General features: G+C 42.1%; 18 protein-coding genes. 6 read left to right on the top strand and 12 right to left on the bottom strand.

Translation table 11 applies throughout. The features are described 5' to 3' along the window. Nucleotides 1–143: 143 nt before the first annotated feature. A complete protein-coding gene (gene lldD, locus KHN79_RS15455; protein ID WP_182010175.1) occupies nucleotides 144–1,283 on the top strand; it encodes an FMN-dependent L-lactate dehydrogenase LldD in 1,140 nt (379 codons plus the stop codon). Between the two features lie 125 nt (nucleotides 1,284–1,408). Here lldD and KHN79_RS15450 read toward each other — a convergent pair whose 3' ends face one another. Continuing rightward, on the bottom strand, nucleotides 1,409–1,756 hold the full coding sequence (locus KHN79_RS15450; protein ID WP_182010176.1) for an XRE family transcriptional regulator: 348 nt from the start codon (nucleotides 1,754–1,756) through the stop codon (nucleotides 1,409–1,411). Between the two features lie 217 nt (nucleotides 1,757–1,973). On the opposite strand from KHN79_RS15450, the gene KHN79_RS15445 reads away from it, so the two are divergent. Further along, nucleotides 1,974–3,077, top strand: a complete 1,104-nt coding sequence (locus tag KHN79_RS15445; protein ID WP_182010177.1) for a mechanosensitive ion channel family protein — start codon at nucleotides 1,974–1,976, stop codon at nucleotides 3,075–3,077. Between the two features lie 82 nt (nucleotides 3,078–3,159). Here the strand turns inward: KHN79_RS15445 and KHN79_RS15440 are convergent, their stop codons facing one another. Then, nucleotides 3,160–3,876: a carbonic anhydrase gene (locus KHN79_RS15440; RefSeq protein ID WP_182010178.1), complete on the bottom strand. Its 717-nt coding sequence runs from the start codon at nucleotides 3,874–3,876 to the stop codon at nucleotides 3,160–3,162. A gap of 279 nt (nucleotides 3,877–4,155) precedes the next feature. On the opposite strand from KHN79_RS15440, the gene KHN79_RS15435 reads away from it, so the two are divergent. Both KHN79_RS15435 and KHN79_RS15430 read left to right on the top strand, forming a co-directional pair. Next, on the top strand, nucleotides 4,156–4,593 hold the full coding sequence (locus KHN79_RS15435; protein WP_182010179.1) for a DUF3859 domain-containing protein: 438 nt from the start codon (nucleotides 4,156–4,158) through the stop codon (nucleotides 4,591–4,593). Nucleotides 4,594–4,931: 338 nt separating this feature from the next. Beyond that, nucleotides 4,932–5,399, top strand: a complete 468-nt coding sequence (locus KHN79_RS15430; RefSeq protein ID WP_182010180.1) for a hypothetical protein — start codon at nucleotides 4,932–4,934, stop codon at nucleotides 5,397–5,399. 249 nt (nucleotides 5,400–5,648) lie between these two features. On the opposite strand, the gene KHN79_RS15425 is transcribed toward KHN79_RS15430, so the two are convergent. The 7 genes from KHN79_RS15425 to hutH all read right to left on the bottom strand — a co-directional run bounded on the left by KHN79_RS15425 (nucleotide 5,649) and on the right by hutH (nucleotide 15,398). Beyond that, nucleotides 5,649–6,449, bottom strand: coding sequence for a PEP-CTERM sorting domain-containing protein (locus KHN79_RS15425; RefSeq protein ID WP_182010181.1), 801 nt, complete (start codon nucleotides 6,447–6,449; stop codon nucleotides 5,649–5,651). A 660-nt stretch (nucleotides 6,450–7,109) separates the two neighbouring features. Next, complete coding sequence (locus KHN79_RS15415; RefSeq protein ID WP_211907299.1) at nucleotides 7,110–7,610, bottom strand: hypothetical protein; 501 nt, start codon at nucleotides 7,608–7,610, stop codon at nucleotides 7,110–7,112. 614 nt (nucleotides 7,611–8,224) lie between these two features. Continuing rightward, nucleotides 8,225–9,037: a PEP-CTERM sorting domain-containing protein gene (locus KHN79_RS15410; RefSeq protein WP_182010183.1), complete on the bottom strand. Its 813-nt coding sequence runs from the start codon at nucleotides 9,035–9,037 to the stop codon at nucleotides 8,225–8,227. A 460-nt stretch (nucleotides 9,038–9,497) separates the two neighbouring features. Further along, nucleotides 9,498–10,316, bottom strand: a complete 819-nt coding sequence (locus KHN79_RS15405; protein ID WP_182010184.1) for a PEP-CTERM sorting domain-containing protein — start codon at nucleotides 10,314–10,316, stop codon at nucleotides 9,498–9,500. A gap of 427 nt (nucleotides 10,317–10,743) precedes the next feature. After that, complete coding sequence (locus KHN79_RS15400; RefSeq protein ID WP_182010185.1) at nucleotides 10,744–11,550, bottom strand: PEP-CTERM sorting domain-containing protein; 807 nt, start codon at nucleotides 11,548–11,550, stop codon at nucleotides 10,744–10,746. 336 nt (nucleotides 11,551–11,886) lie between these two features. Next, the gene (locus tag KHN79_RS15395) at nucleotides 11,887–13,899 is read right to left on the bottom strand and encodes a urocanate hydratase (RefSeq protein WP_182010186.1); all 2,013 of its coding nucleotides are present in this window, start codon (nucleotides 13,897–13,899) and stop codon (nucleotides 11,887–11,889) included. 5 nt (nucleotides 13,900–13,904) lie between these two features. Next, nucleotides 13,905–15,398, bottom strand: coding sequence for a histidine ammonia-lyase (gene hutH, locus KHN79_RS15390; protein WP_182010187.1), 1,494 nt, complete (start codon nucleotides 15,396–15,398; stop codon nucleotides 13,905–13,907). A gap of 255 nt (nucleotides 15,399–15,653) precedes the next feature. Here hutH and KHN79_RS15385 point away from each other — a divergent pair, with 255 nt between their 5' ends. Both KHN79_RS15385 and KHN79_RS15380 read left to right on the top strand, forming a co-directional pair. Beyond that, entirely contained in the window at nucleotides 15,654–16,556 is a 903-nt protein-coding gene (locus tag KHN79_RS15385; protein ID WP_182010188.1) for a LysR family transcriptional regulator, read from the top strand. A 656-nt stretch (nucleotides 16,557–17,212) separates the two neighbouring features. After that, nucleotides 17,213–18,019: a hypothetical protein gene (locus KHN79_RS15380; RefSeq protein ID WP_182010189.1), complete on the top strand. Its 807-nt coding sequence runs from the start codon at nucleotides 17,213–17,215 to the stop codon at nucleotides 18,017–18,019. Nucleotides 18,020–18,222: 203 nt separating this feature from the next. On the opposite strand, the gene KHN79_RS15375 is transcribed toward KHN79_RS15380, so the two are convergent. The 3 genes from KHN79_RS15375 to KHN79_RS15365 all read right to left on the bottom strand — a co-directional run bounded on the left by KHN79_RS15375 (nucleotide 18,223) and on the right by KHN79_RS15365 (nucleotide 22,768). Then, on the bottom strand, nucleotides 18,223–19,650 hold the full coding sequence (locus KHN79_RS15375; RefSeq protein WP_182010190.1) for a GGDEF domain-containing protein: 1,428 nt from the start codon (nucleotides 19,648–19,650) through the stop codon (nucleotides 18,223–18,225). Nucleotides 19,651–19,673: 23 nt separating this feature from the next. Next, complete coding sequence (locus KHN79_RS15370) at nucleotides 19,674–21,713, bottom strand: EAL domain-containing protein (RefSeq protein WP_182010191.1); 2,040 nt, start codon at nucleotides 21,711–21,713, stop codon at nucleotides 19,674–19,676. A 413-nt stretch (nucleotides 21,714–22,126) separates the two neighbouring features. Next, nucleotides 22,127–22,768: a TetR/AcrR family transcriptional regulator gene (locus KHN79_RS15365; RefSeq protein ID WP_182010192.1), complete on the bottom strand. Its 642-nt coding sequence runs from the start codon at nucleotides 22,766–22,768 to the stop codon at nucleotides 22,127–22,129. Nucleotides 22,769–22,926: the final 158 nt, after the last annotated feature.

The raw sequence follows: 22,926 nt of genomic DNA, 5'->3' as shown, positions 1-22,926 counted from the left end.
TTATGTAAATAGATTACTTGAATGACGTTATCTGGTCGTCGTAATTCACTGGTAACTCTCAATATTCTGATGTCGTCAGCGACGCCGTCGCGATGAGAAAAACGCTCCACAACTTTGCTTAGAATAAACGCTAGGACACAATTATGATTATATCTGCTTCAACCGATTACCGCGCAGCCGCTAAAGCTAAGCTACCTCCATTTTTGTTCCACTATATTGATGGCGGCTCTTACGATGAACGTACCCTGAAGCGCAACACTGACGATTTAGGCGATGTAGCACTGCGTCAACGCGTCCTGCGTGACATGGCTGATTTGAGCCTTGAAACAGAGATCTTTGGTGAGAAACTGGCAATGCCTATTGCACTTGCTCCTGTTGGCTTAACAGGCATGTATGCGCGCCGCGGCGAAGTTCAGGCGGCAAAGGCAGCAGAGAAGAAAGGTATTCCATTCACCATGTCTACCGTTTCAGTTTGTCCAATTGAAGAAGTAGCTCCTGCTATTGACCGTCCAATGTGGTTCCAGCTATACGTACTGAAAGATCGTGGCTTTATGAAAAACGTTCTGGAGCGCGCAAAAGCAGCGGGTGTGACAACACTGGTGTTTACCGTTGACATGCCGGTTCCGGGCGCACGTTACCGTGACATGCACTCAGGTATGAGTGGCCCGAACGCAGCGATGCGCCGTGTATTCCAGTCTATGCGTCACCCTAGCTGGGCGCTGGACGTGGGCATGCTTGGTAAGCCACACGATTTGGGTAATATCTCTACTTACCGTGGTGAACCGACTAAGCTGGAAGATTACATCGGCTGGCTAGGTGCAAACTTTGACCCTTCAATCTCATGGAAAGATCTGGAATGGATTCGCGACTTCTGGGATGGCCCGATGGTGATCAAAGGTATTCTGGATGAAGAAGATGCAAAAGATGCGGTACGTTTCGGTGCCGATGGCATCGTGGTATCTAACCACGGTGGTCGCCAGTTAGACGGTGTTCTTTCTACCGCTAAAGCACTGCCAAGCATCGCAGACGCAGTAAAAGGCGATCTGAAGATCTTCGCTGACTCAGGGATCCGTACAGGCTTAGATGTGGTTCGTATGCTGGCACTTGGTGCTGACTGTACGCTTCTGGGGCGTTCATTCGTCTATGCTTTGGCGGCACAAGGTGGCGCTGGAGTTGAGAACTTGCTTGATCTATACGACAAAGAAATGCGCGTTGCCATGACATTGACTGGGGCAAAAACTATTGCAGATCTTTCACAAGACTCTCTAGTGAAAATGCCATAGACACCCCGCAGCAATGCAGAAAAGCAAAAACGAGCTCCAGGGCTCGTTTTTTATTGCTCTTCATACCACGCGAATTAGCAACCACTCGGGTCGGGCACTATTTGCGCCATACAGCCTGTATGCGATTAGCTAACTTGGTGAACGTATTCGATCACAACCTGATTACCGTCGATAAACACATTGCTGATATCGCCATCCACCGTTACCCTATTTTGCAATAGCACCGATCCGATAGCAGCCATATCTCGCTCCATTAAAGACGGAATCACTTGATTTGGACGCACATGCAGTTGTTCGCACAGCTGTTGAACAAAACCTAATGTCAGGTGCGAATTCCCGCGTAATAATCCTGAAAACTCATGTAGGTTCAAACCGAGACGTTTTGCCATGTCCATTTGAGTAATGTGCATTTTGGCTTTCTGTGACATCCAAGTGTCGTAGAGCGCGTTTCGATCCTGCTCTGTAAATTCCATATCTGGCTCCGCTAATTTAAGTGGCCATACCCTCTCATAATTGCTTGCACTTAGTGTTAGCAATAAGTCAAAGAGTTTATAATTAACGGTTCCACGTACGCAAGGTAATGTTATCCAAATCTAATCTCTAACTCACAAGTTAAATAAGGTTTAACTGGGGTACAGGTTTAATTTCTGCTACCTTTCCCCTCACAGTTTATAAAAAACAAAGTTACTTATGACACAATGGTTTATCAGTTTACAAAGCTACATTCTCGCCCATAGTGAGGAGTGGAGCAGCAGTGTTCTTTTCATCACACTTGCGAGCTTAATCGCTTGGATCGCTTGGCGAATCATCCATTCCCGTCTCGCTATTCTTGTCGAAAAAACACAATTTCATTGGGATGATATGTTACTCGAAGCGTTAAAAGCGCCAGTGAGTACATTGATCTGGTGTTGGCCCGCGACAGTCTCTCTCGGCATCATCCTTGAGAGCGAACTGAACGATAAAATAGACTGGCTGAGCACACTAAAGCTTATTTTGATCATCAGCGTTCTCATCTGGACCTTGATGAGACTCATCAGCAATGTCGAGGATTACGTTCTTAAGAAGAACAATCGTGACGAAACCACTGTACAGGCCATCGCAAAAGTCGCACGTTTGTTCTTTATCACGTTAGGTATCCTTACCATCATGCAGGCCTTTGGCTTGTCTCTGTCAGGTCTGCTGACATTCGGTGGTGTCGGCGGTTTGATCGTAGGTTTAGCCGCTAAGGATTTATTGTCTAACTTTTTTGGTGGTTTGATGATTTACTTCGACCGCCCGTTTAAAGTCGGTGACTGGATTCGCTCGCCTGACCGCGAGATAGAAGGTACGGTTGAACGTATCGGCTGGCGCATGACCATTATCCGTACCTTTGACAAGCGCCCACTATACGTACCTAACTCGGTATTCAGTAACATCGTTGTGGAAAATCCATCAAGAATGCTGAACCGACGAATCTATGAAAAAATCGGTCTTCGTTATGACGATGCAGAAAAAATACCGGAAGTTATTCATGCAATCAAAGAGATGCTGAAGAATCATAAAGATATCGATGCGCGCCAAACCCTAATTGTAAACTTCGATTCCTTCGGGGATTCCTCGCTAAACTTCTTTATCTACACCTTCACTAAAACAGTGAACTGGGTACGTTACCACGAAGTAAAACAAGATGTATTACTGCAGGTCGTGAATATCATTAAAGAGCACGATGCAGACATCGCCTTCCCGACTCAGACCCTTAAGTTGGACCCAATTCAAATGGCCAACTCTGTAGATCAAAACGACGACAATTATTAAACGCTACATAAAAAATAGCCCACTATCAGTGGGCTATTTCACTTAAACTCTGGTTAGTGACATTGTTATTTAAAAAATTTCACTACTTAGACAAAATCATACGTGCATTCAATGGCTGAACCGGACGGTTGTTCTCGCCCATTGCTTTTTCAAACTTTTCAATCTGAGTCGCAGAGATAGTTTGCGGCTCTTGGATCACTAACCAACGAACACCTTCAGAACAAGGCGGTGTGGTTAATGAACCATTGAAACGGTAGTAATCTTTGTCGGCAGGTATTAGTGCACTCGCATCAAATGGCGCGCGGATAGTCACGTTATTGTCTTTCTCTGGGACATTCTCCAGCAAGCTAGCAAGTGCAGGGTTTGCGTCACCTTGTTCGAAGAATACCGCAACAACCGCTAGGTTCCCTTGTTTGTCTGCATGAACGTAATGCGCCTCTAGAGGATAGGACCTACCATCTACATGGTTTTCTGACGGCGTGTGGAAATGAAATTGCTTAAGAGTGAATTGCTTGCCATCGACCAACAGACTATTTTCACCCTCTAAACTGGTTTGCAGTGTATGACCATTGTTCGTCAGTGCAACCACTTTGCCTTTATAGTCCAATTGCAGTTTAGCTAACTCTGCTTGCGTTGCTGACTGGATATTAATCGGGCTTTGGTTTTTACCTAGCGCACATTCAGATGCAAACTCGCCCCAATGCTCAGGACCATGATTACCTTCATATCCCCAGTTTGCTGCATGCGCGGAACCAAACATTGCCAGTGATAACCCAATAGCTGCGAGAGACTTATTCATAGTTTTACCTTATTCCATCAAGTTAAGTATTAAGCCTCGCTATACTAATCCCTGCGGATCGGGTAGGAACACCCTGAAAACTATGATTGCATAAAATTTTGATAGTAGCGCTACTAGCGTTGTAATTGATATTTCGCCCACCACCCGCCAATTTCACACAAGGTCACTAAAACCGCGACATCGGAATTTCTCACCAAAGCAACAGGCATAACTGAGTTCTGTTTCAAGCCCGAAATGTATTTGGTAGAATCACTGCAGAATTCATTAGCGAGAACCAGTGTGGCCAAACGTACTCCAGTTATAGAAATGACGTCCTATGGAATTTATTCCCATTGGGATGCAAAAGCCAAAGAGTTACCTCGAATTAAAGAGTTCACTCAAGTCGTTACTGCCGATGAAGGGGTTGAATTTGGATTTACCGTTAACATTAAAAAAGCGAAAGGACAGCTTTTAGAGTTTTGTATTCATCACCCGGGTATCGTTAACAAAAAAGGGAAAATACTGGCGCCTTTTGACGGTGAAGTGTATGTACGTAGCAATGATTGGCACTTTTATCTTGGTGACACTATTCAGCTACTGTGCCCAATTAACGGACTGGAAAGTAACTTAGGTGAATGGCGAATGACACTAGAGATGCAAGGTAAAACCATCGCTGAGAAAACATTCAAAGTTATCGCACGTGACGAAGGGCAGTTCTGGAAAAACCGAGGTTTTTAATCGCTCGACAATATTAACGCCACCAATTTCAGTAATAGTGGCGTTACGACTCTGAAAACGCCAAACAAGCAATACAACCGAAACATCCTTCCTACGACACCTACCTATCATACCTATTCTTTCCAAAGACAAGCGTAGTACAGGGTGTGATTTTCCCCGAGAACCAGGTTATACCTTTCCAATTACGAAACTAATATGCGAGTTAACTCTCTGATTTAATTTTGTTATTTCACTAGGCAGATTGCATGATGAGCGTTGTTAAAGGCCAAAATGACTAGATGTCATAAAGAGTGCTCTGAGAAAATGTCGGAACTCTTTACAGCAAAGGACACCAGAGATTGGAATACGCACAAGGATACACAAAGAAAGAAAAGACCATCCGGATCTTACTGGCTATCCTGCTTGCTTTACCTGGCTTCGTTCTCTCAGTACAGTGGCTAGACCCAATGATGAAAGATTTTGGTAAACGCCCTCATTGCTATGAGTTGTTTGGCCTCAATGGTGCCGATTACCTTTGGCATATCATATTCATTGCTATGCCAGCACTTCTCTTTCTATTTACAGCGTTTGCCCTGATACCCAAAGGTATTACAAGTCTCAAAGAGGGTCGATTCCCGCCAAGTAACGTGAAAGTTTATAGACCAACACGAGTTAAGACAGGTGCCATTGCTCGAATAACAGCAATGTTCCATCTCGCCTTCCCTCTACTTTTTTTAGCGGTAGTTATTTGGGGTTTCCAGCAGATCGACAAAATGCCTGCCATCGACAAGAATACCTTCGATTCGCAATTGTGCTCAGAACACTAACCAATCAAATACAAACAACTTTCTAATTTTAAGAATAAAAATATTCTCACAATTAAAGAAGGCAAAAATTAGTTACACAAATATAAACGGCGAGATTCTTAGAGAATCCCGCCGTTGTCATTAGTGGCGTAACGAAATTGGCTGGTAAAGTTGCTATAGTTCCCAAAAGCTTGTGCTAGCTTCACTTCAGAAGCGTATGCCAAGCACCAAGCACACTGCATTAGTTAAATAAAATAGAAGAGCCTGTATTTACTGATTTTTTCTGCGTCTGGATCCCACAAAACCTAACATTAAAATACCAGCACCAAACATGGATAGAGCTGCAGGCTCTGGCACTTCAACTGCAACGGCACGAGACAGACTTAAGTCGACGCTTATTTCACTATTATCGAGATCCTGAGTGCTATCTAAGTTAAAGATAGCCTGGAACGCACCTACACTCGCCCAATTGATGTTTTCATGGTTATCAAACCAGGCTACAGGGATAATCGCATCATATAATCCGCCATCGTTGATATTACCAAAAGTTGCAAAATCGAGAATATGCTTAACGAATGTTACTCCGTCCATGCTGTCATTTGTCCAGACAACTAACTGAACCGGCGCAATAACGTCATTAGAAATGTCTTCGAACAGGAATCCAGTCGTGCCTGACCAGTCCTGACTCATTAAACCATTGGTATCTACACCAGTCTCCCAGTCGCTGCCGACTTCATTTGCACCGTCATAGGTTACGACAGCAAACCCTTTAACGAGATCATCGAGCGTCGCACTAAAGCGACCGTTTGATACCTGAACATGAATTCCCAGGGAATCATCATCACCAGTGCCTATGCCGTTATCCACTTCTTCAACATAGATATCACGATATCCTCCGATACTACCACTCGTAAAACCTTGGTTGGAGCTGCCCATATCATCCACGACTAGGTCACTTACAGGACCTTGGTTGGTAGAAAAATCATCAATTAATATGTCCCCTGCTTGTGCGTTCGAATGCAAAAGTAAAGCACAAGTCATAACAGATAACGCTTTAACGAATTTCAACATATATATTCCTTTATATCTTATATTCATCTTGTTTTAGTTAATGCAAAATAGGGTATTATTTACCAGCCAATGCAACCAGATGCATACTTCAAGCCAGATGGGATTCCGTTTAACTTTTATTATTAAATAACAGTGGCTTAAGTAGGCCTCATCGGTTGACTGAAAGGTATTTATTCTTACCTCATACCGTAAAATGTAAAAAATGCTGACACTTCAATGAGTTATTATTACGTTCCTATCAACTCGGTTTAATACTCACTAAAAAACGATATGAGCCTATTGCGTGAATGAGCTCCACAGGTCCGAACGATACAAATAAAAACGACGAGACTGCCATACAATCTCGCCGTTTTAGCTAATAATAGAATGAAAATGGTTGGCAAAGTCTTCATGGTATGCAGTGGCTTGTACTAACGTCGCTGCACAACCTTCTTAAGCATCAAGCAAACTGCATAATGAGAAAAAGAATCAACGTCTACTGATCTTTTCTGCGTCTGTATCCCACAAAACCAAGCATTAACACACCTGCACCGAACATAGATAGCGCTGCTGGTTCAGGTATATCAACTGCCACTGCACGAGAGATACTTAAGTCGACACTGATTTCACTATTATCAATGTTACCAGTACTGTCTAAGTTAAATACTGCCTGAAACGCACCTACGCTCGCCCAGTTGATATCTTCATAGTCATCAAACCAAACGATAGGGATGATAGCATCATATAAACCGCCATCATTAACGTCACCAAAGGTTCCGAAATCAAGGATATGCTTAACGAAGACTCCGTCCATTGCATCATCGTCCAGACAATTAACTGAACGGGAGCAACGATATCATTTGAAGTATCTTCAAACTTGAAGCCACTAGTACCTGTCCAGTCCTCTCCACCTAAACCGTCAACATCCACGCCGGTTTCCCAGTTACTACCTACTTCATTTGCGCCATCATAGGTTACCACTGCATAGGCTTTAACTAGATCATCAAGTGTCGCACTGAATCGGCCATTCGATACCTGAGTATGGATACCTAAAGTAGGATCATCACCTAATGCATCACCTTCTTTATTTAAGACACCATTCTCAACCTCCTCGACGTAGATATCACGATAGCCGCCAACTATGTCATTACCAGCAGTACTGACTTGGTTGGAACTACCCATATCATCTACTATTGTGTCGCTTACCGGACCTTGATTAGTAGAAAAGTCGTCAATTAATATTTCTGATGCTTGTGCATTTGCATGCAAAAGAAAAGCACAAGTCATAACAGATAAAGCTCTAATAATTTTCATATATATCCCTCTATATCTTATTTTCATCTTATTTTTGATTAATGCTAAGTAGGGTTTTATTTGCCAACCATGCAACATAATGCACATTTCAGGCCGAACACTATTCCGTTTGAACTTTATTTATGAATAACAATTGATTAGGGTTATTTTCTATTTGATTAATAAAGGATTTACCTTGGCGATATGCCGTACAATGTAAAATAGCCTGACACTCTATTTGACTGGTTTTGTAATCCTGAAAAAACGCTTTGGTACTAACATACTTTGCGGGACAGTCCTGTTGGGCTAACAGCTATTGAGATAGCTGAATTTATTGCAAAAATAAAAAGGGCGAGACTGTCATAAAGTCCCGCCCTTATTCATAAATGAGAAATGAAATCGGCTGGCAAAATTGTTACGTTTTGCAGAAGCTTGTGCTTACTTCACTACATAAGAATGGTAAGCGCCAAACAAACTGCATAACTGAGTAAAAAAATCAGCGTCTACTGATCTTTTCTACGCCTGTATCCTACAAAACCAAGCATTAACACACCTGCACCGAACATAGATAGCGCAGCTGGCTCAGGAGCTTGTACCGCCGTCGCACGAGCGAGACTTAAATCAACGCTGACTTTGCTATGAGAAAGATCGCCGGTCGTATCCAAATTAAATACTGCCTGAAATGCCCCCACACTGGCCCAGTTAATACTGCCGGCGTCAGCGAACCCGTCAACAGAGAAAAACGCGTCATATAAACCGTCACCGTTAATGTCGCCCAGAGTGTCGTAGTCCATGACATGTTTAACAAACGTAACCCCATCCCCACTATCATTCGTCCATACGATTAGCTGAACAGGCGCAACGATGTCATTAGAGACAGCTTCAAACTGGAATCCAATCGTACCGGTCCAGTCGTCTCCGCCTAAGCCGTCAACATCTACACCCGTCTGCCAGTTACCACCCACCTCATTCGCGCCATCATAGGTTACCACTGCATAGGCTTTAACAAGGTCATCAAGTGTCGCGCTGAATCGCCCGCTGGATACCTGGACATGAATTCCTAAAGTAGGATCATCCGCTGCCTTAGTTGGATCGACACCATTATCGACTTCCTCAACGTAGATATCACGATACTCGCCTAGTATGTCACCACCGCCAGAAATGATCTGACTGGAACTGCCACCACCACCCACGACTAAATCACTAACCGGGCCTTGATTAGTAGAAAAGTCATCAATCAAAATTTCCTCTGCCTGCCCATTTGCATGGAGCAGCAAAGCACACGTCATAACGGATAAAGCTCTAATAATTTTCATATATATCCCTCTATATCTTATCTTCATCTTGTTTCAGTGAATTCAAAGAAATTTATGCCAACCAACTCAATGCAAGGTAATGCTTATTCTGTGCCAGATGGCATTCTGATTAGCCTTTGTTACTTAATAACAATCGATTAGGATGGGGATACTCTCTAATTGGCGAGTCTTTACCTTCAACATATACCGTACAATGTAAAATAAATCGACAATAAGCCAGGCTGTTTATGCTGTGCTTTATGCTCGCTATGATGCTGTGAGGACAGTTGGATAGGATTGATAATTGTTGATTCGGGTGAATTTGCCGCATATACAAAACGGGCGAGACTGCCACACAGTCTCGCCCTTCTTCATAAATGTTTAGTGAAAGCGCTTGGCAAAGTCGCTATAGTTTCAAAGCTTGTGCTAACTTCGCTTCAAAAGCATTACAAACGTAATACACTGCATTACTGAGTATAAATCAGCGTTTACTGATTTTTCTGCGTCTGTAACCCACAAAACCGAGCATTAGCACACCAGCACTAAACATGGACAGCGCAGCTGGCTCGGGTACTTGAACCGCCGTCGCACGAGCTAAGCTTAAATCGACGGCTACTTTACTATGAGTAATGTCCCCAGTAGTGTCTAAATTAAATATAGCTTGGAATGCCCCCACACTAGCCCAGTTGATGCTACTTGCGTTAGCGAACCCGTTTACAGAGAAAAAGGCATCGTATAAACCACCATCATTGATATCACCAAGGGTGTCATAGTCCATGACGTGCTTAACAAATGTAACCCCATCCCCACTGTCGTTCGTCCAGATAATCAACTGAACGGGCGCAACAATGTCATTAGAAACAGAATCAAACTGGAATCCGGTCGTACCTGTCCAATCCACACCACCTAAACCATCAACATCGACACCGGCTTCCCAATCGCTGCCAACCTCGTTCGAGCCATCGTAAGTTACGACCGCATAAGCTTTAACAAGGTCATCGAGTGTGGCGCTAAATCGTCCATTTGATACCTGGACATGAATCCCTAAAGAAGGATCATCCGCCGCCTTAGTCGGATCAATGCCGTTATCAACTTCCTCGACGTAGATATCACGATAATCGCCAAGTATGTCACCACCACCAGAACTGATTTGATTAAAATTCCCACCACCACCAACAACTAAGTCGCTTACAGGGCCTTGATTGGTAGAAAAATCATCAATCAAGATTTCCGCTGCCTGTGCATTCGCATGCAAAAGCACTGCACAAGTCATAACAGATAACGCTCTAATAATTTTCATATATATCCCTCTATATCTTATCTTCATCTTGTTTAAGTGAATTCAAAGAAACCAATACATACAGACAACTCCAGTGCAAGCTGATGCTTATTTCATACCAAGTGTTGGTTATTTTTTATTTGTGTCTTAATAACAATTAATTAGGCTGAGCTCGCCTTTAACTAGAGTGTGCTTTAGCTAAAAAATAAACGTGCAATGTAAAATAGCCTGACACTGTTCAGACAAGTTGATGACTCGTGTTGGGTGGAGGGGAAGGGCTTGAATGAATTAAAAACGGTGAGACTGTCATTCAGTCTCACCGTTTTTCATAAACAATATCAAAAGCGGCTGGCATAGTCGTTTCGGTTCGCTACAGCTAGTACTAACTTCGCTCAACGCATAGCAAGCATAAAGCAAACTGCACTTCTAACTGAAAGAATCAATGTGTTTACTGATTCTTCCTGCGTCTGTATCCCACAAAACCTAACATCAGCATGCCCGCACCAAACATGGATAGCGCAGCTGGCTCTGGTACCTCAGTTACCAGCACCGCGCGAGACAAACTTAAATCGACACTTATTTCACTGTTGTCAAGGTTTCCGGTACTGTCTAGGTTAAATACGGCCTGAAACGCCCCTACACTCGCCCAGTTGATACTGCCGGCGTCCGCAAACTCGCTAAGAGAGGTTTGTGAGTCGTATAAACCGCCATCATTGATATCACCGTCGGTTGTAAGGTCAGCAATGTGCTTAACAAAAGTCACTCCATCTTCGTTGTCATTGGTCCAGACGATTAACTGAACGGGGGCGATGATGTCATTAGAGATTTCTTCAAATGAGAAGTAAGCGGTGTCAGACCAGTCCTGACTACCTAAGCCGTTAGTATCTACATTTCCTTCCCAGTTGCTACCTACCTCATTCGCGCCATCATAGGTGATGACAGCATAACCTTTAACAAGGTCATCAAGTGTGGCACTAAATCGACCGTTAGAAACCTGGACATGAATCCCCAGAGAAGCGTCGTCCCCCGTATCAATACCGTTATCGACTTCTTCAACATAGATATCACGATAACCACCTAGTATGTCACCACCAACAGAGCTGATTTGATTGGAAGCCCCTCCACCACCAACGACTAAGTCACTAACTGGCCCCTGAAGGGTAGAAAAATCATCAATCAATATCTCGTCTGCCTGCGCATTCGCATGCAAAAGTAAGCCACAAGCCATAACAGCTAACGTTTTAACTAATTTCATATATTTCCCTCTATATCTTTACCTTGTATCTGTTAATACAAAACGACGTACGCCAACCAACTCATTGCAACGAAATGCTTATTTCATGCCAGATGGCATACTCGTTATTTTTTGTCGCCGAAATACAGTTAATTAGGCAGGGAGTGTTAATTAATTAGAAAATGCTCGCACTTATAGAATACGGCGTAATGTAAAGTGCACTGACACTTTTCATAGCTTCTCTTACGATGTGTTCTCACAACAATACAAACCAAAAAGGCAGCGAAAAATTTCGCTGCCTTTTTGATGTTTAGAATCGCTGTACTGACCCGTTATTCGAGCCAGCTTTTGGATTACTTAGAACGACAAGTTATCGATGATGTCATCGTCAACCTGGTTAGCTAACGTTACTTTTAGCTTAGGTGTTCTTTCCATTTCGCGTTTGATAGCGAAGTTCGCTTCTTTGTTACGAGCCCAACTACGACGTGCGATACCATTGTTCACATCGAACAACAGCATAGACTTCAGTCTGCGCTCTGCATTGTCACTACCATCAAGCAGCATACCAAAGCCGCCGTTGATTACTTCACCCCAGCCTACACCGCCGCCGTTATGAATAGAAACCCAAGTAGCGCCGCGGAAGCCGTCGCCAATCACGTTGTGGATCGCCATGTCAGCAGTAAAGCGGCTGCCATCGTAGATGTTTGACGTTTCACGGAACGGTGAATCTGTACCACTTACGTCGTGGTGGTCACGACCAAGTACCACAGGACCGATTTCGCCGCGGTTGATCGCATCGTTAAATGCTTTCGCGATTTCCATACGACCTTGCGCGTCAGCGTAAAGGATACGAGCTTGAGAACCAACTACCAGTTTGTTCTGCTTCGCATCTTTGATCCAAGTGATGTTGTCTTGCATCTGCTGTTGAATTTCTTCTGGCGACTCTTGCATGATCTTGCTTAGCACTTCTGCAGCAATCTCATCAGTACGATCTAGATCTTCTGGTTTACCTGAAGTACAAACCCAACGGAATGGACCAAAACCATAGTCAAAACACATAGGACCAAGAATGTCCTGTACGTATGACGGGTACTTAAAGTCGATGCCGTTTTCAGCCATCACATCGCCACCAGCGCGAGAGGCTTCAAGCAAGAATGCGTTACCGTAGTCAAAGAAGTAAGTACCACGAGCAGTGTGCTTGTTGACTGCATCAGCGTGACGCTTCAGAGTTTCCTGTACTTTTACCTTGAACACTTCTGGCTCTTCACGGATAAGACGGTTCGACTCTTCGTAGCTGATCTCTACTGGGTAGTAACCGCCTGACCAAGGGTTATGTAGTGACGTTTGGTCAGAGCCTAGGTGTACGAAAATGTCTTTCTCGTAGAAAGTTTCCCATACTTCAACCACGTTACCGATGAAGGCAATAGAAACTACTTCTTCGTTAGCTTGAGCTTCGCGAACACGCTCTACTAGCGCGTCCATGTTATCAACAAGCTCATCAACCCAACCTTGCTCGTGGCGCTTGATCGCCGCTTTCGGGTTCACTTCTGCACAAACAGTAATACAGTTAGCGATGTTACCTGCTTTAGGCTGAGCACCACTCATACCGCCCAGACCCGCAGTCAGGAAGATCTTACCTTTCGGGCTTTGATCTTTTTCCAGTACCTTACGGAATGCGTTCATTACTGTGATTGTCGTGCCGTGTACGATGCCCTGTGGACCGATGTACATGAACGAACCCGCCGTCATCTGACCGTATTGAGTCACGCCTAGCGCGTTGAATTTTTCCCAATCATCTGGCTTAGAGTAGTTCGGGATCATCATGCCGTTAGTTACAACAACACGAGGCGCTTCTTCTGAAGACGGGAACAGACCCATTGGGTGACCAGAGTACAGGTGTAGCGTTTGATCGCTTTCCATCTCACTCAGATATTTCATTGTCAGCAGGTATTGTGCCCAGTTCTGGAATACCGCACCGTTACCACCGTAAGTGATTAACTCTTCTGGGTGCTGCGCTACTGCTGGATCTAAGTTGTTGTCGATCATTAGCATGATAGCCGCTGCTTGCTCACATTTTGCTGGGTAATCAGCGATAGAGCGCGCTTTCAGGTCGTAGTTCGGCTTGAAACGGTACATGTAGATACGGCCGAAATCTTTCAGCTCTTGAGCGAACTCGGCAGCCAGTTCCTGATGCCACTCTTTCGGGAAATAGCGCAATGCGTTACGAATAGCTAATTGCTTTTCTTCAGGAGATAAAATGTCTTTACGCTTTGGCGCACGGTTTACACCAGCCGGATACGGTCTTGCTTCCGGCAGTGTGCCAGGGATGCCTTGCTTAATCTGTTCTTGAAAATTTAACACTGTTACCATCTCCCTTAGTTCACATTAAATGCTTGTGTTTTAACAAGTTTGATCATCGCGTCGATGTCAGGCTTCAGCAGTCGGTCTTCTTCAAGCTTGGCAACCTTCTCACGGATAATCTGGAAGTTTTCTTCAATCAGGTCTGAACATTTGTTCGGACGTCTGAAGTCGATAGCTTGTGCAGCATACATCAGTTCGATAGCGAAGATCTTTTCCAGGTTACCTAGAATCTGGTTAAGTTTACGTCCAGAGATGCTACCCATCGAAACGTGGTCTTCCTGACCCATAGAGGTTGGCACGCTATCAGCAGAAGGCGGGAAACAAAGTGATTTGTTTTCAGTTACTAACGCTGCAGTCGCATACTGCGGGATCATCATGCCTGAATTAAGACCACCTGAACTCGTCAGAAGACGCGGCAGGCCATGTAAACCCTCAAGCAACAGGTAACAGCGACGGTCTGCAATGTTACCAAGTTCTGCTGCTGCAATTGATGCGTAGTCCAGTACCATCGCCAGTGGTTGGCCGTGGAAACTACCACCAGAAATCGCTTCTTCTGAGCTGATAACAATCGGGTTATCAGTTACAGAGTTCATTTCGATTTCAGCAAGTTCTTTCAGGTGATTGTATGCGTTGCGAGACGCACCGTGTACTTGTGGAATACAACGCAGTGAATATGGGTCTTGCACACGATCACAATCAGTGTGTGAAGCCATGTTTTCAGAGTCTTTGAAGAATCGGCGCATACGAGCTGCAACTTCAAGGTTACCAGCAAAAGCACGAGTCAGGTGAAGCTCTTCACGGAATGGAGAGCTGCTGCCCTGCATACCTTCAATACTCATCGCACCAGCCAGGTCTGCCAGATCAAGCAGATAGCGCATTTTGGTTAGACCAGTAATAGCGTGAGACAGAATGAACTGTGTGCCGTTGATAAGCGCCAGACCTTCTTTCGCGTGCAGCTCAAGCGGCTCAAGGCCGTGTTCACGTAGCGCCTCAGCAGCAGGAACGATACTGTCGCCCTGCCAGAACTCACCTTCACCAATTAGTGGTAAGAACAGATGAGAAAGCGGTGCTAAGTCACCCGATGCACCTACAGAACCTTGCTCTGGTACAACAGGAATAAGATCAAGTTCGATAAACGCCAACATACGTTCAACGACTTCCAGGCGAATACCTGAGAAACCCTGGCTTAACGCGTGAACCTTAGTGATCAGCATTAGCTTAGAGATTGGTTTAGCAATCGGCTCACCGACACCAACCGCATGAGTAATAAGGAGGTTTTTTTGTAGCAGATGCGTCTCTTCAGGTGAGATTTGAGTATCACATAAAGGACCAAAACCGGTATTGATGCCGTACACCGCTTTGTCTGAAGCAGCCATCACGTCAACATTGCGACGGCTGGTATTAATTTTATCTAAAGCTTCTTCACACAGTTCGGCTTTGATACTGCCGTCAGCGATTCCATTTACAATATCAAGGTTTAGTCGGTCTACACCATATCTAAACGTCATTTTGTTCTCCTAACTTACTGCTAAATGATGATACCCAAAAAACTTCAGGATGAAGGATTCAGAAAGCTGTCTCGAGCGCAAGTCCAAGGGAAATAACTCAGTGGAATAGCCAACTCTTTCTATGTTATCGGGATATCTTAGGTTACTTATGCGGGTATGCTAACTTGCTCTGGATGTTTTATAAAAGCATAATGTTCGTAGTTTATTCCGATTTTTTCGAACTAAAGATTAAAACTATACAGGTGATGGAAGGCCATGCAGGTTCAAGATGTTGATTTACGTATGCTTAGAATATTCGTTGCTATCGTCGAGTGCGGAGGGTTATCTGCTGCTGAATCCCGTTTAAACATAGGTCGCTCAACGATTAGTTCTCATTTATCGGATTTGGAATTACGTCTTGGACTCAAGCTTTGTAAGCGAGGCAGGAGCGGCTTTGAGGTAACTGAAGCCGGGCGCGTAACCTATCAGGCGTCACTGGAGCTACTCCAGCAGTGTGAAGCCTTTGCAGCGACAGTAGCAACTTCCAAAAACGAACTCTCAGGCCGGGTGACGATCGCCATAATCGACACCTTAATTAACGACCCTCGCTGTCATTTAGCAGAGGTGATTTCTGCGTTAAAAAACAAGAGCAATAATTTACAATTCGACATTAACGTGTGTGAGGCTCGCGAAGTAGAAACATCAGTGGTAAATGGCCGCTCGCTGGTTGGTATAGGCGTCAGCCGTCACCAGTTAAGAGGACTCGATTACCACCCGCTGCACAATGAAACTAACTATTTATATTGTGGCAAAGGCCACCCGTTGTTCGACTGTGATCCAGCTAAAACTGACACGCTTCTGCAACAAGCTGAAGTGATCACCAGTAACTATACGCGAGATAAAGAGACGCGTAACGATGAACTGAACTACCAGAACAGTGCCATCGCTTATCACGATGAGGGTATTGCTCATTTGATTTTATCGGGTGAGTTTATCGGCTATCTGCCCGAGCACTACGCCAGCAGTTGGGTTAGTAAAGGGCTGCTTAAACCTATCCTGCCCGAAAAATATACGTATCAGATTCCGGTGATGCTAATCACCTTAAAGAACAGCTCAGCGACACCATTGGCTAACGCACTGATTGAAGAGATTAAACGCTGCCATACTCCCGAAATGTAATTTGGCAACATCACATCTGCCAGCAGAAATACAGTCCTGAACTCCAGGCCATAGAGGTTACTCACTGAATACGTCGGCATAATCGAGAGTGACATTTACGTACGCTCTCATTATTGCTTCTGCCCGGGTTGTTTATTCTCAATTACATGGAAAATCGTGTGATTCTGCATGTGGGCAAAATAGAAACGCCGATATTTTTATTCCACTTTATCAAAGTTAAAGGTGATGGAAGTTACCAGCAAACAAAGTATATGAACGAATGTAACACCCAACCAAGATTGTCGCGCTTAACTCGCCCCTCTCCTCTGATACCCTGTATGCTAGGTCAACTAACCTGCATATTGGGTATACCTTCCCCCTCCCTACACAATATATGTGTACCTAAATTCCTCGGTCATGCGGTGTAAAGGAATTCGACAAAGCGTAAAAAGCAACTGAGGATGAGTGTCAGATTATTTAACACTGTATGCCATACCATAAAATCAAACACTTACCAACCCAAAACCAAATCAACCATAACCAGTTGCTATTTATAGATAATAAATAGAACCCCCTCTACCTGGCACAAAGTAAGCATCCTGTTGCACCAGGCTGGCAAAGCATACGTTACTTTGCATTCTCTAAATAAGATGAAGATAAGATATAGAGGGATATATATGTTTAAATTTATTAGAGCGTTGTCCGTTATGGCATGTGCTTTGGCTTTGCATGTTAATGCACAGGCTGCGGAAATCTTAATAGATGATTTTTCTACTAATCAAGGCCCTGTCTTTGACAACGTTGTAGGTGGGGGTGGCGCTGCCAGCCAAATCAGTACTGGTGGTACTGATATCTTAGGCGGCTATAGAGATATCTACGTCGAGGAAGTTGATAACGGTGTAGAAGACGTAGAGGATGATGATTCTCTTGGGATTCATGTTCAGGTATCCAACGGACGATTCAGTGCGACACTTGATGATCTTGTTAAAGGCTTCGCAGTCGTAACCTATGATGGTATGAACAGTGTCGGCAGTAACTGGGCAACAGGGGTTGACGTCGACGGCTTAGGGGGTGCTGACTGGTCAGGTACGACAGGAATTCTGTTTGAAGATGTTTCCAATGATATTATTGCACCTGTTCAGTTAATTGTCTGGACGGATGATGCAATGAACGGAGTCTTCGTCAAGCATGTGCTTGATTTTGGTACATTTGGTGACATCAATGACGGTGGCTTGTACGATGCCATTATCCCAATCGCTTGGTTCGATGATTATGAAGATATCAACTGGGCAAGCGTTGGGGCATTTCAGGCAATCTTTAACTTAGACAGCACAGGCGATATTGAGAATAGTGAAATCAGCGTCGACTTAAGTCTGTCTCGTGTAACAACGGTTGAGGTACCTGAGCCTGCAGCACTATCCACATTCGGTGCTGGTATGTTAATGCTAGGTCTTATGGGGTATAGACGCAGAAGAAATCAGTAAACACTGATTCTTCTGCTTAGTGATGCAGTTTGCTTTACGCTTGCCACGTTTGTGATGCGGAGTTAGCACAAGCTTTTGCAAGCCGTAACGACTTTGCCAGCCGCATGCGTTACATTATTTCTTGAAAAAGGCGAGATTGTTTAACAGTCTCGCCTTTTTATTTGACCGGCTAACTTATTTTACCGCCTCAACGGTGACTTTACTCATTCCCTAGCCTTAATCCCCTCATTAGTGGCGCTAACAACGCTATCTGAATCGCTCGAAGAAGAATAAACCTGAACATTGTTTCGACCGAGTTTTTTAGCGAGATACAATGCATCATCAGCTTGTTTGTAGGTCTGCTCAACACTACCAGCAGCGACGAGTATTGAAACCCCACTACTTATTGTGACTTTAATTTGATGTTGGCCACAATGATGTATGTAACTTTCAATTTTTGTTTTGAGTTTATTAGCCAGTATATAAGCAGAATTGAGATCGGTTTGTGGCGCGATAACCATGAACTCTTCCCCACCCAGACGAGCAGCGCAGTCAGAATCGCGTGAATATTTTGATATCAAGCGCCCCACATTAATCAAAATTTCATCCCCCACTGGATGCCCGTAGGTATCATTGATTCGCTTAAAATAATCGATATCTATAAGAATAATACTGCACAGTGAATAATAGCGAGCAACTTCTTTTTGTTTTTGCTTTAAAAAGTCTATCGCAGCACGCCTGTTTGGCATCCCAGTTAACTCGTCCCGCTCTGCAATATCTTGCAGTTTATGAACTAAAGTGGCCGTATTTTTCGACAAACTTTTTATCGAATTGGTTAAAGGGACAAATTCTTTCAGCACTTTTGTATTTAACGCTAAATTGTATTGACCTTTAGATATTTTATCACTCCATAATTCTATAGAATTAATATTAAAACTTATAAGTTTTTTAGTTTTATTAAAAAAAGCTATAAAAAATGTCATTAAAACTAGTAGTAGCATGCATGATGATATACTCAATATATTTTGTGTATATTTCTTTGACTCACTTTGCAGCTCAATCCTGTAATTAATTATTGAGTTTAGCCTCGATAACTTCTTTGATAGTTCTCTCTTCCCGATCAGATAAAAGTTGCTGTTCACCATTGATTTCGCGTGCTCAATACTACCAGAGTCATAAATTGCAATGACATCCATTTCAAATGTATATAAATCACGCCTAATATCCTTACTTTCAACTAATAAGTTTAGCTCATATTCATTTACACCAAGGTCTTCAAAGTGTTTAACGATGTCAAAAATATCACTACTCTTTACTTTATAGTTTAGGTTAGCTTCCATCTGAGATAAGTAGAAGTGATAGTTAACTGGCCATGAGTTTTCTGGAGATATGAAATTATAGATGCTGAATAGTATGTCCTTATATTTTTTATCACCAGTAAACACATACGAGCGGGTCATATTTGTAATGTCATCAGACATTTTTTGTATAGCTAATGTGGCCTTGGTTAATTCCCTAGCTTGCAAACGTGCGTCCAAGTCATTTTGCTCTAGAACAATAGATGCATGCTGCATAATGAACAACAATATCAAGGTAACTGCAATGATACTGTTACCAACAATGACCATTTTATTAATGCTTTGGTTTGACATTGTCACCTAATCCTATATCGTTCTCATTTTATATTTTTAACTATTTCATCTAAAGGCTTTGCTTTAGATAAATTAAAGCCTTGAACATAAGCATTAGTTAAACCCGCAATATGTTTATGTTGACTTTCCGTTTCAACACCTTCGAGAACAATTCTTACCCCTGTTAAGTTAGCAAAATAAATAGCTGATTTAATGAAGGACTGATATTTATTGTGACTGTCAATTTTCTTAACTATTTCTAAAGGTATTTTTATTTCATCTATCGGGAGTTCGCATAGGTACTTGAAAGATGATTGTCCTATACCAACCGAACTGATAGAAAAACGAATGCCTAAATCTTTAAGGTTATGCATCACCTTTGATGCTTTATTTATATCATTTACAAGAATCTGTTTTGTAATATCAAAAATCAACTTACTAGTATCGACCTTAAGGTCTTTTACCGTTGATTTTATAAAGCTCTCAAAATTAGGGGACAACAACTCAACAGGCAATATATTGATAGTCATTGCCAAGCCACCAATTTTTTTCATATCAATTAAAGCACTACGTATTACAAAATTACCAATATCATGTATTTGACCTTTATTTTCAGCTAAAGGGATAAACTCTGCGGGTGATACTTCTCCGTAGTTTTTATTATTCCACCTAACGAGAGCTTCTAATCCTATAACTTGATTACTATTAGAACAAAACTGAGGTTGATAATGCACATATAACTCACCTTTTTGAATTGCTGACATCAACTCAAAGGATAACCCAACCTCTCTATCGCGAATTTCTTCAATTTCATCAGAGTAGTGTAGATAATTTAACTTATTAGATTTTGCATATCGTAGAGCATACTCTCCCTTCTCTAGTATACTGTCGAAATTTTCATTCTTATTATCAAACTTAACGTTCGCACTAACAAATGATATTTTACTCACGTTTCCACAAAGTAAAACATTACTTAAGCTCTCATCTAATTTATCGATAATACTCTGCGTTTCTTCTGTACCACCTTTAATATTTTCTGTTAGTAAAACGAACCTGTCATACTCAATATGGAAGAGCTTTTGATTATCCAGCTTTATTTCTTTTAAAGATATCGAGAATTCTTTTAAGATAGACTCTCTAGAATTACATCCTGATATCAAATTTTTATGGTTAAAACCATCTATTTCAAAAATATGAACATAGTAGTTAAAGTTTTTTGATATTTCCTTAACTGTATCTAAAAAATTAACGGCGGACTTTTTATTAGGGATATTAGTAATAGGATCTCTATTTGTATGACTATCAAGAATAGAAAGCATTCTGTGAATTTTCTCATTCCCCTGTAAAATATCTTCATTATACTCATCAATCTCTTGCCTTATCCCTAAGCTTGAAACTACAGAAAATAAAACAGTAATAAAAATAAGAAACAGATTTATGAATAGTATGTTTAATTTATTATCATTAACAAGTATATTTACTTTATGAATAAACTTATCGGCGTTACTATTTATTCTACCATATAAATACCCACTTCCAATCGTCATTTCCCATTCAGGCAAATAGATAACATAACTATATTTCAAATTTTTATCATGACCGAACTCACCTTTGGGGCTATTGTCATAACTTACCCAATTATTACCCGAATCTATCGCATTTTTTATCTCGTAGATAATATGCCCATAGTTTTCATTATAATAATTGAGTACGCTGGAGTCCGGATGGATTATAAGATTCCATCCTTCATCCAAAGCAAATATAAAATTATCGTTATTCTTATTATATTCATTTATAATTGATATAGCTTTATCCTTTACTCTGTCAGGTATATATGAACTTGTAATATTATAATCTACCTTTAATATTTCTAATGCTTTTAGAACAAATTCCACTTCTTTATATATTTCTTCTTTTTGAATTTCTATATATTCATTTTTTATTATTTCATTAGATGGCTTTATTACCTTATTAGAAATGTAAAGCAAATTAATTAATAACGAGACAACGACTATACCAACAAAGGCATACATGATTTTTGTTATTTTGTTCAAGTAATTGGTGTTATTGGCCGCCATACTCATGACTACCCACTCCTTCAATGAGTCTATTTTTTGAAGCAAAGTCACAATATGTGACTTTGAATGACACATATTACATATGAGGAAGAGAATGAATGTAGGACTATTCTTGGTTGGCTGTAGGAGAAATCCTTCTGGAGATTATTTGCATTTGCCTTCTTAGTTTTAAATTTCTTTATGACAACAAACTGTTTAAAAAATGTTGTGTAAAATCAGACCATTGATATATATACGCTACGAAATACAAAATTTTTATAATATCACCCCACTTTAACATGCATTGGTTGTTTGTGTTGTGTACGTAGTTGCGAATTACTGGTAGATGCTAGAAACCAACATAACTATCCCAGAATAGCTCTAGAAGTTAGCGATTAAAGGTTTTTTAGCTTTAGATAATGAGAGCGGAAATCTCAAGACTAAACCGCCACTTTCAAGCCTCGTAAAACCATATCAACGATGAATTCCTGAGCGCTTTCGAACTCTTGTTCCGACAAAGGCTCACCTATGATTAACTCGATTTCAGTATCAAAGTCAGCATAAAACTGGGTAGCTCCCCAGATCAGAAATAGCAAGTGTAAAGGCTCGACGGGGCGAATCAGCCCCTGCTCTATCCAAGTTTGAATGATAGTTGCTTTGCCTGCAGCCCAGTTAACCATCGGGAACTGGACAGAATCAGCAATTATTGGTGCACCCTGGATGATCTCTTGTGCGAAAATCTTAGATTCTTTGGGATGAGTACGACTGTATTGCATCTTACCGATGATGTAATTTCGCAGCACAACTTCAGGAGGCAACGTTGCAGCTTGCTCTGAAAAACCATCGTTCCATAACGTGAGTATGTCTTTCAATAGCGCTTTATAGATACCAGTTTTCGACTTGAAGTAATAAAGTAGATTCGCTTTGGGTAAATTCACTCGATCTGCAATTGCCTGAACAGACGTGCCTTTATAGCCATGCTTGACGAATTCATCTGCAGCTGCCTGTAATATTAACTCTTCATTGCGTCGTCTGATCCCACCAGCATTTGTTCGTTTCTTTTGCCCAGCTTCAACAGTCAAGTTGACTCCTTATCTTTCGATGCTTTGTCCTTGGCTAAATCGACAATACTTTAATTTTAATAAAGACGGTTAAGTCTCTTACTCACCAAACGTCTTTATAAGCTTACCGAATTTAATTAAAAGGTACGCATTACAAGATACGCGCCAACTCGTAGATT

The organism is Vibrio sp. B1FLJ16 (assembly GCF_905175385.1).
GTDB lineage: Bacteria > Pseudomonadota > Gammaproteobacteria > Enterobacterales > Vibrionaceae > Vibrio.
Note: the sequence above shows the minus strand (reverse complement) of the source record. Positions and strands in the feature narration are given on the sequence as shown.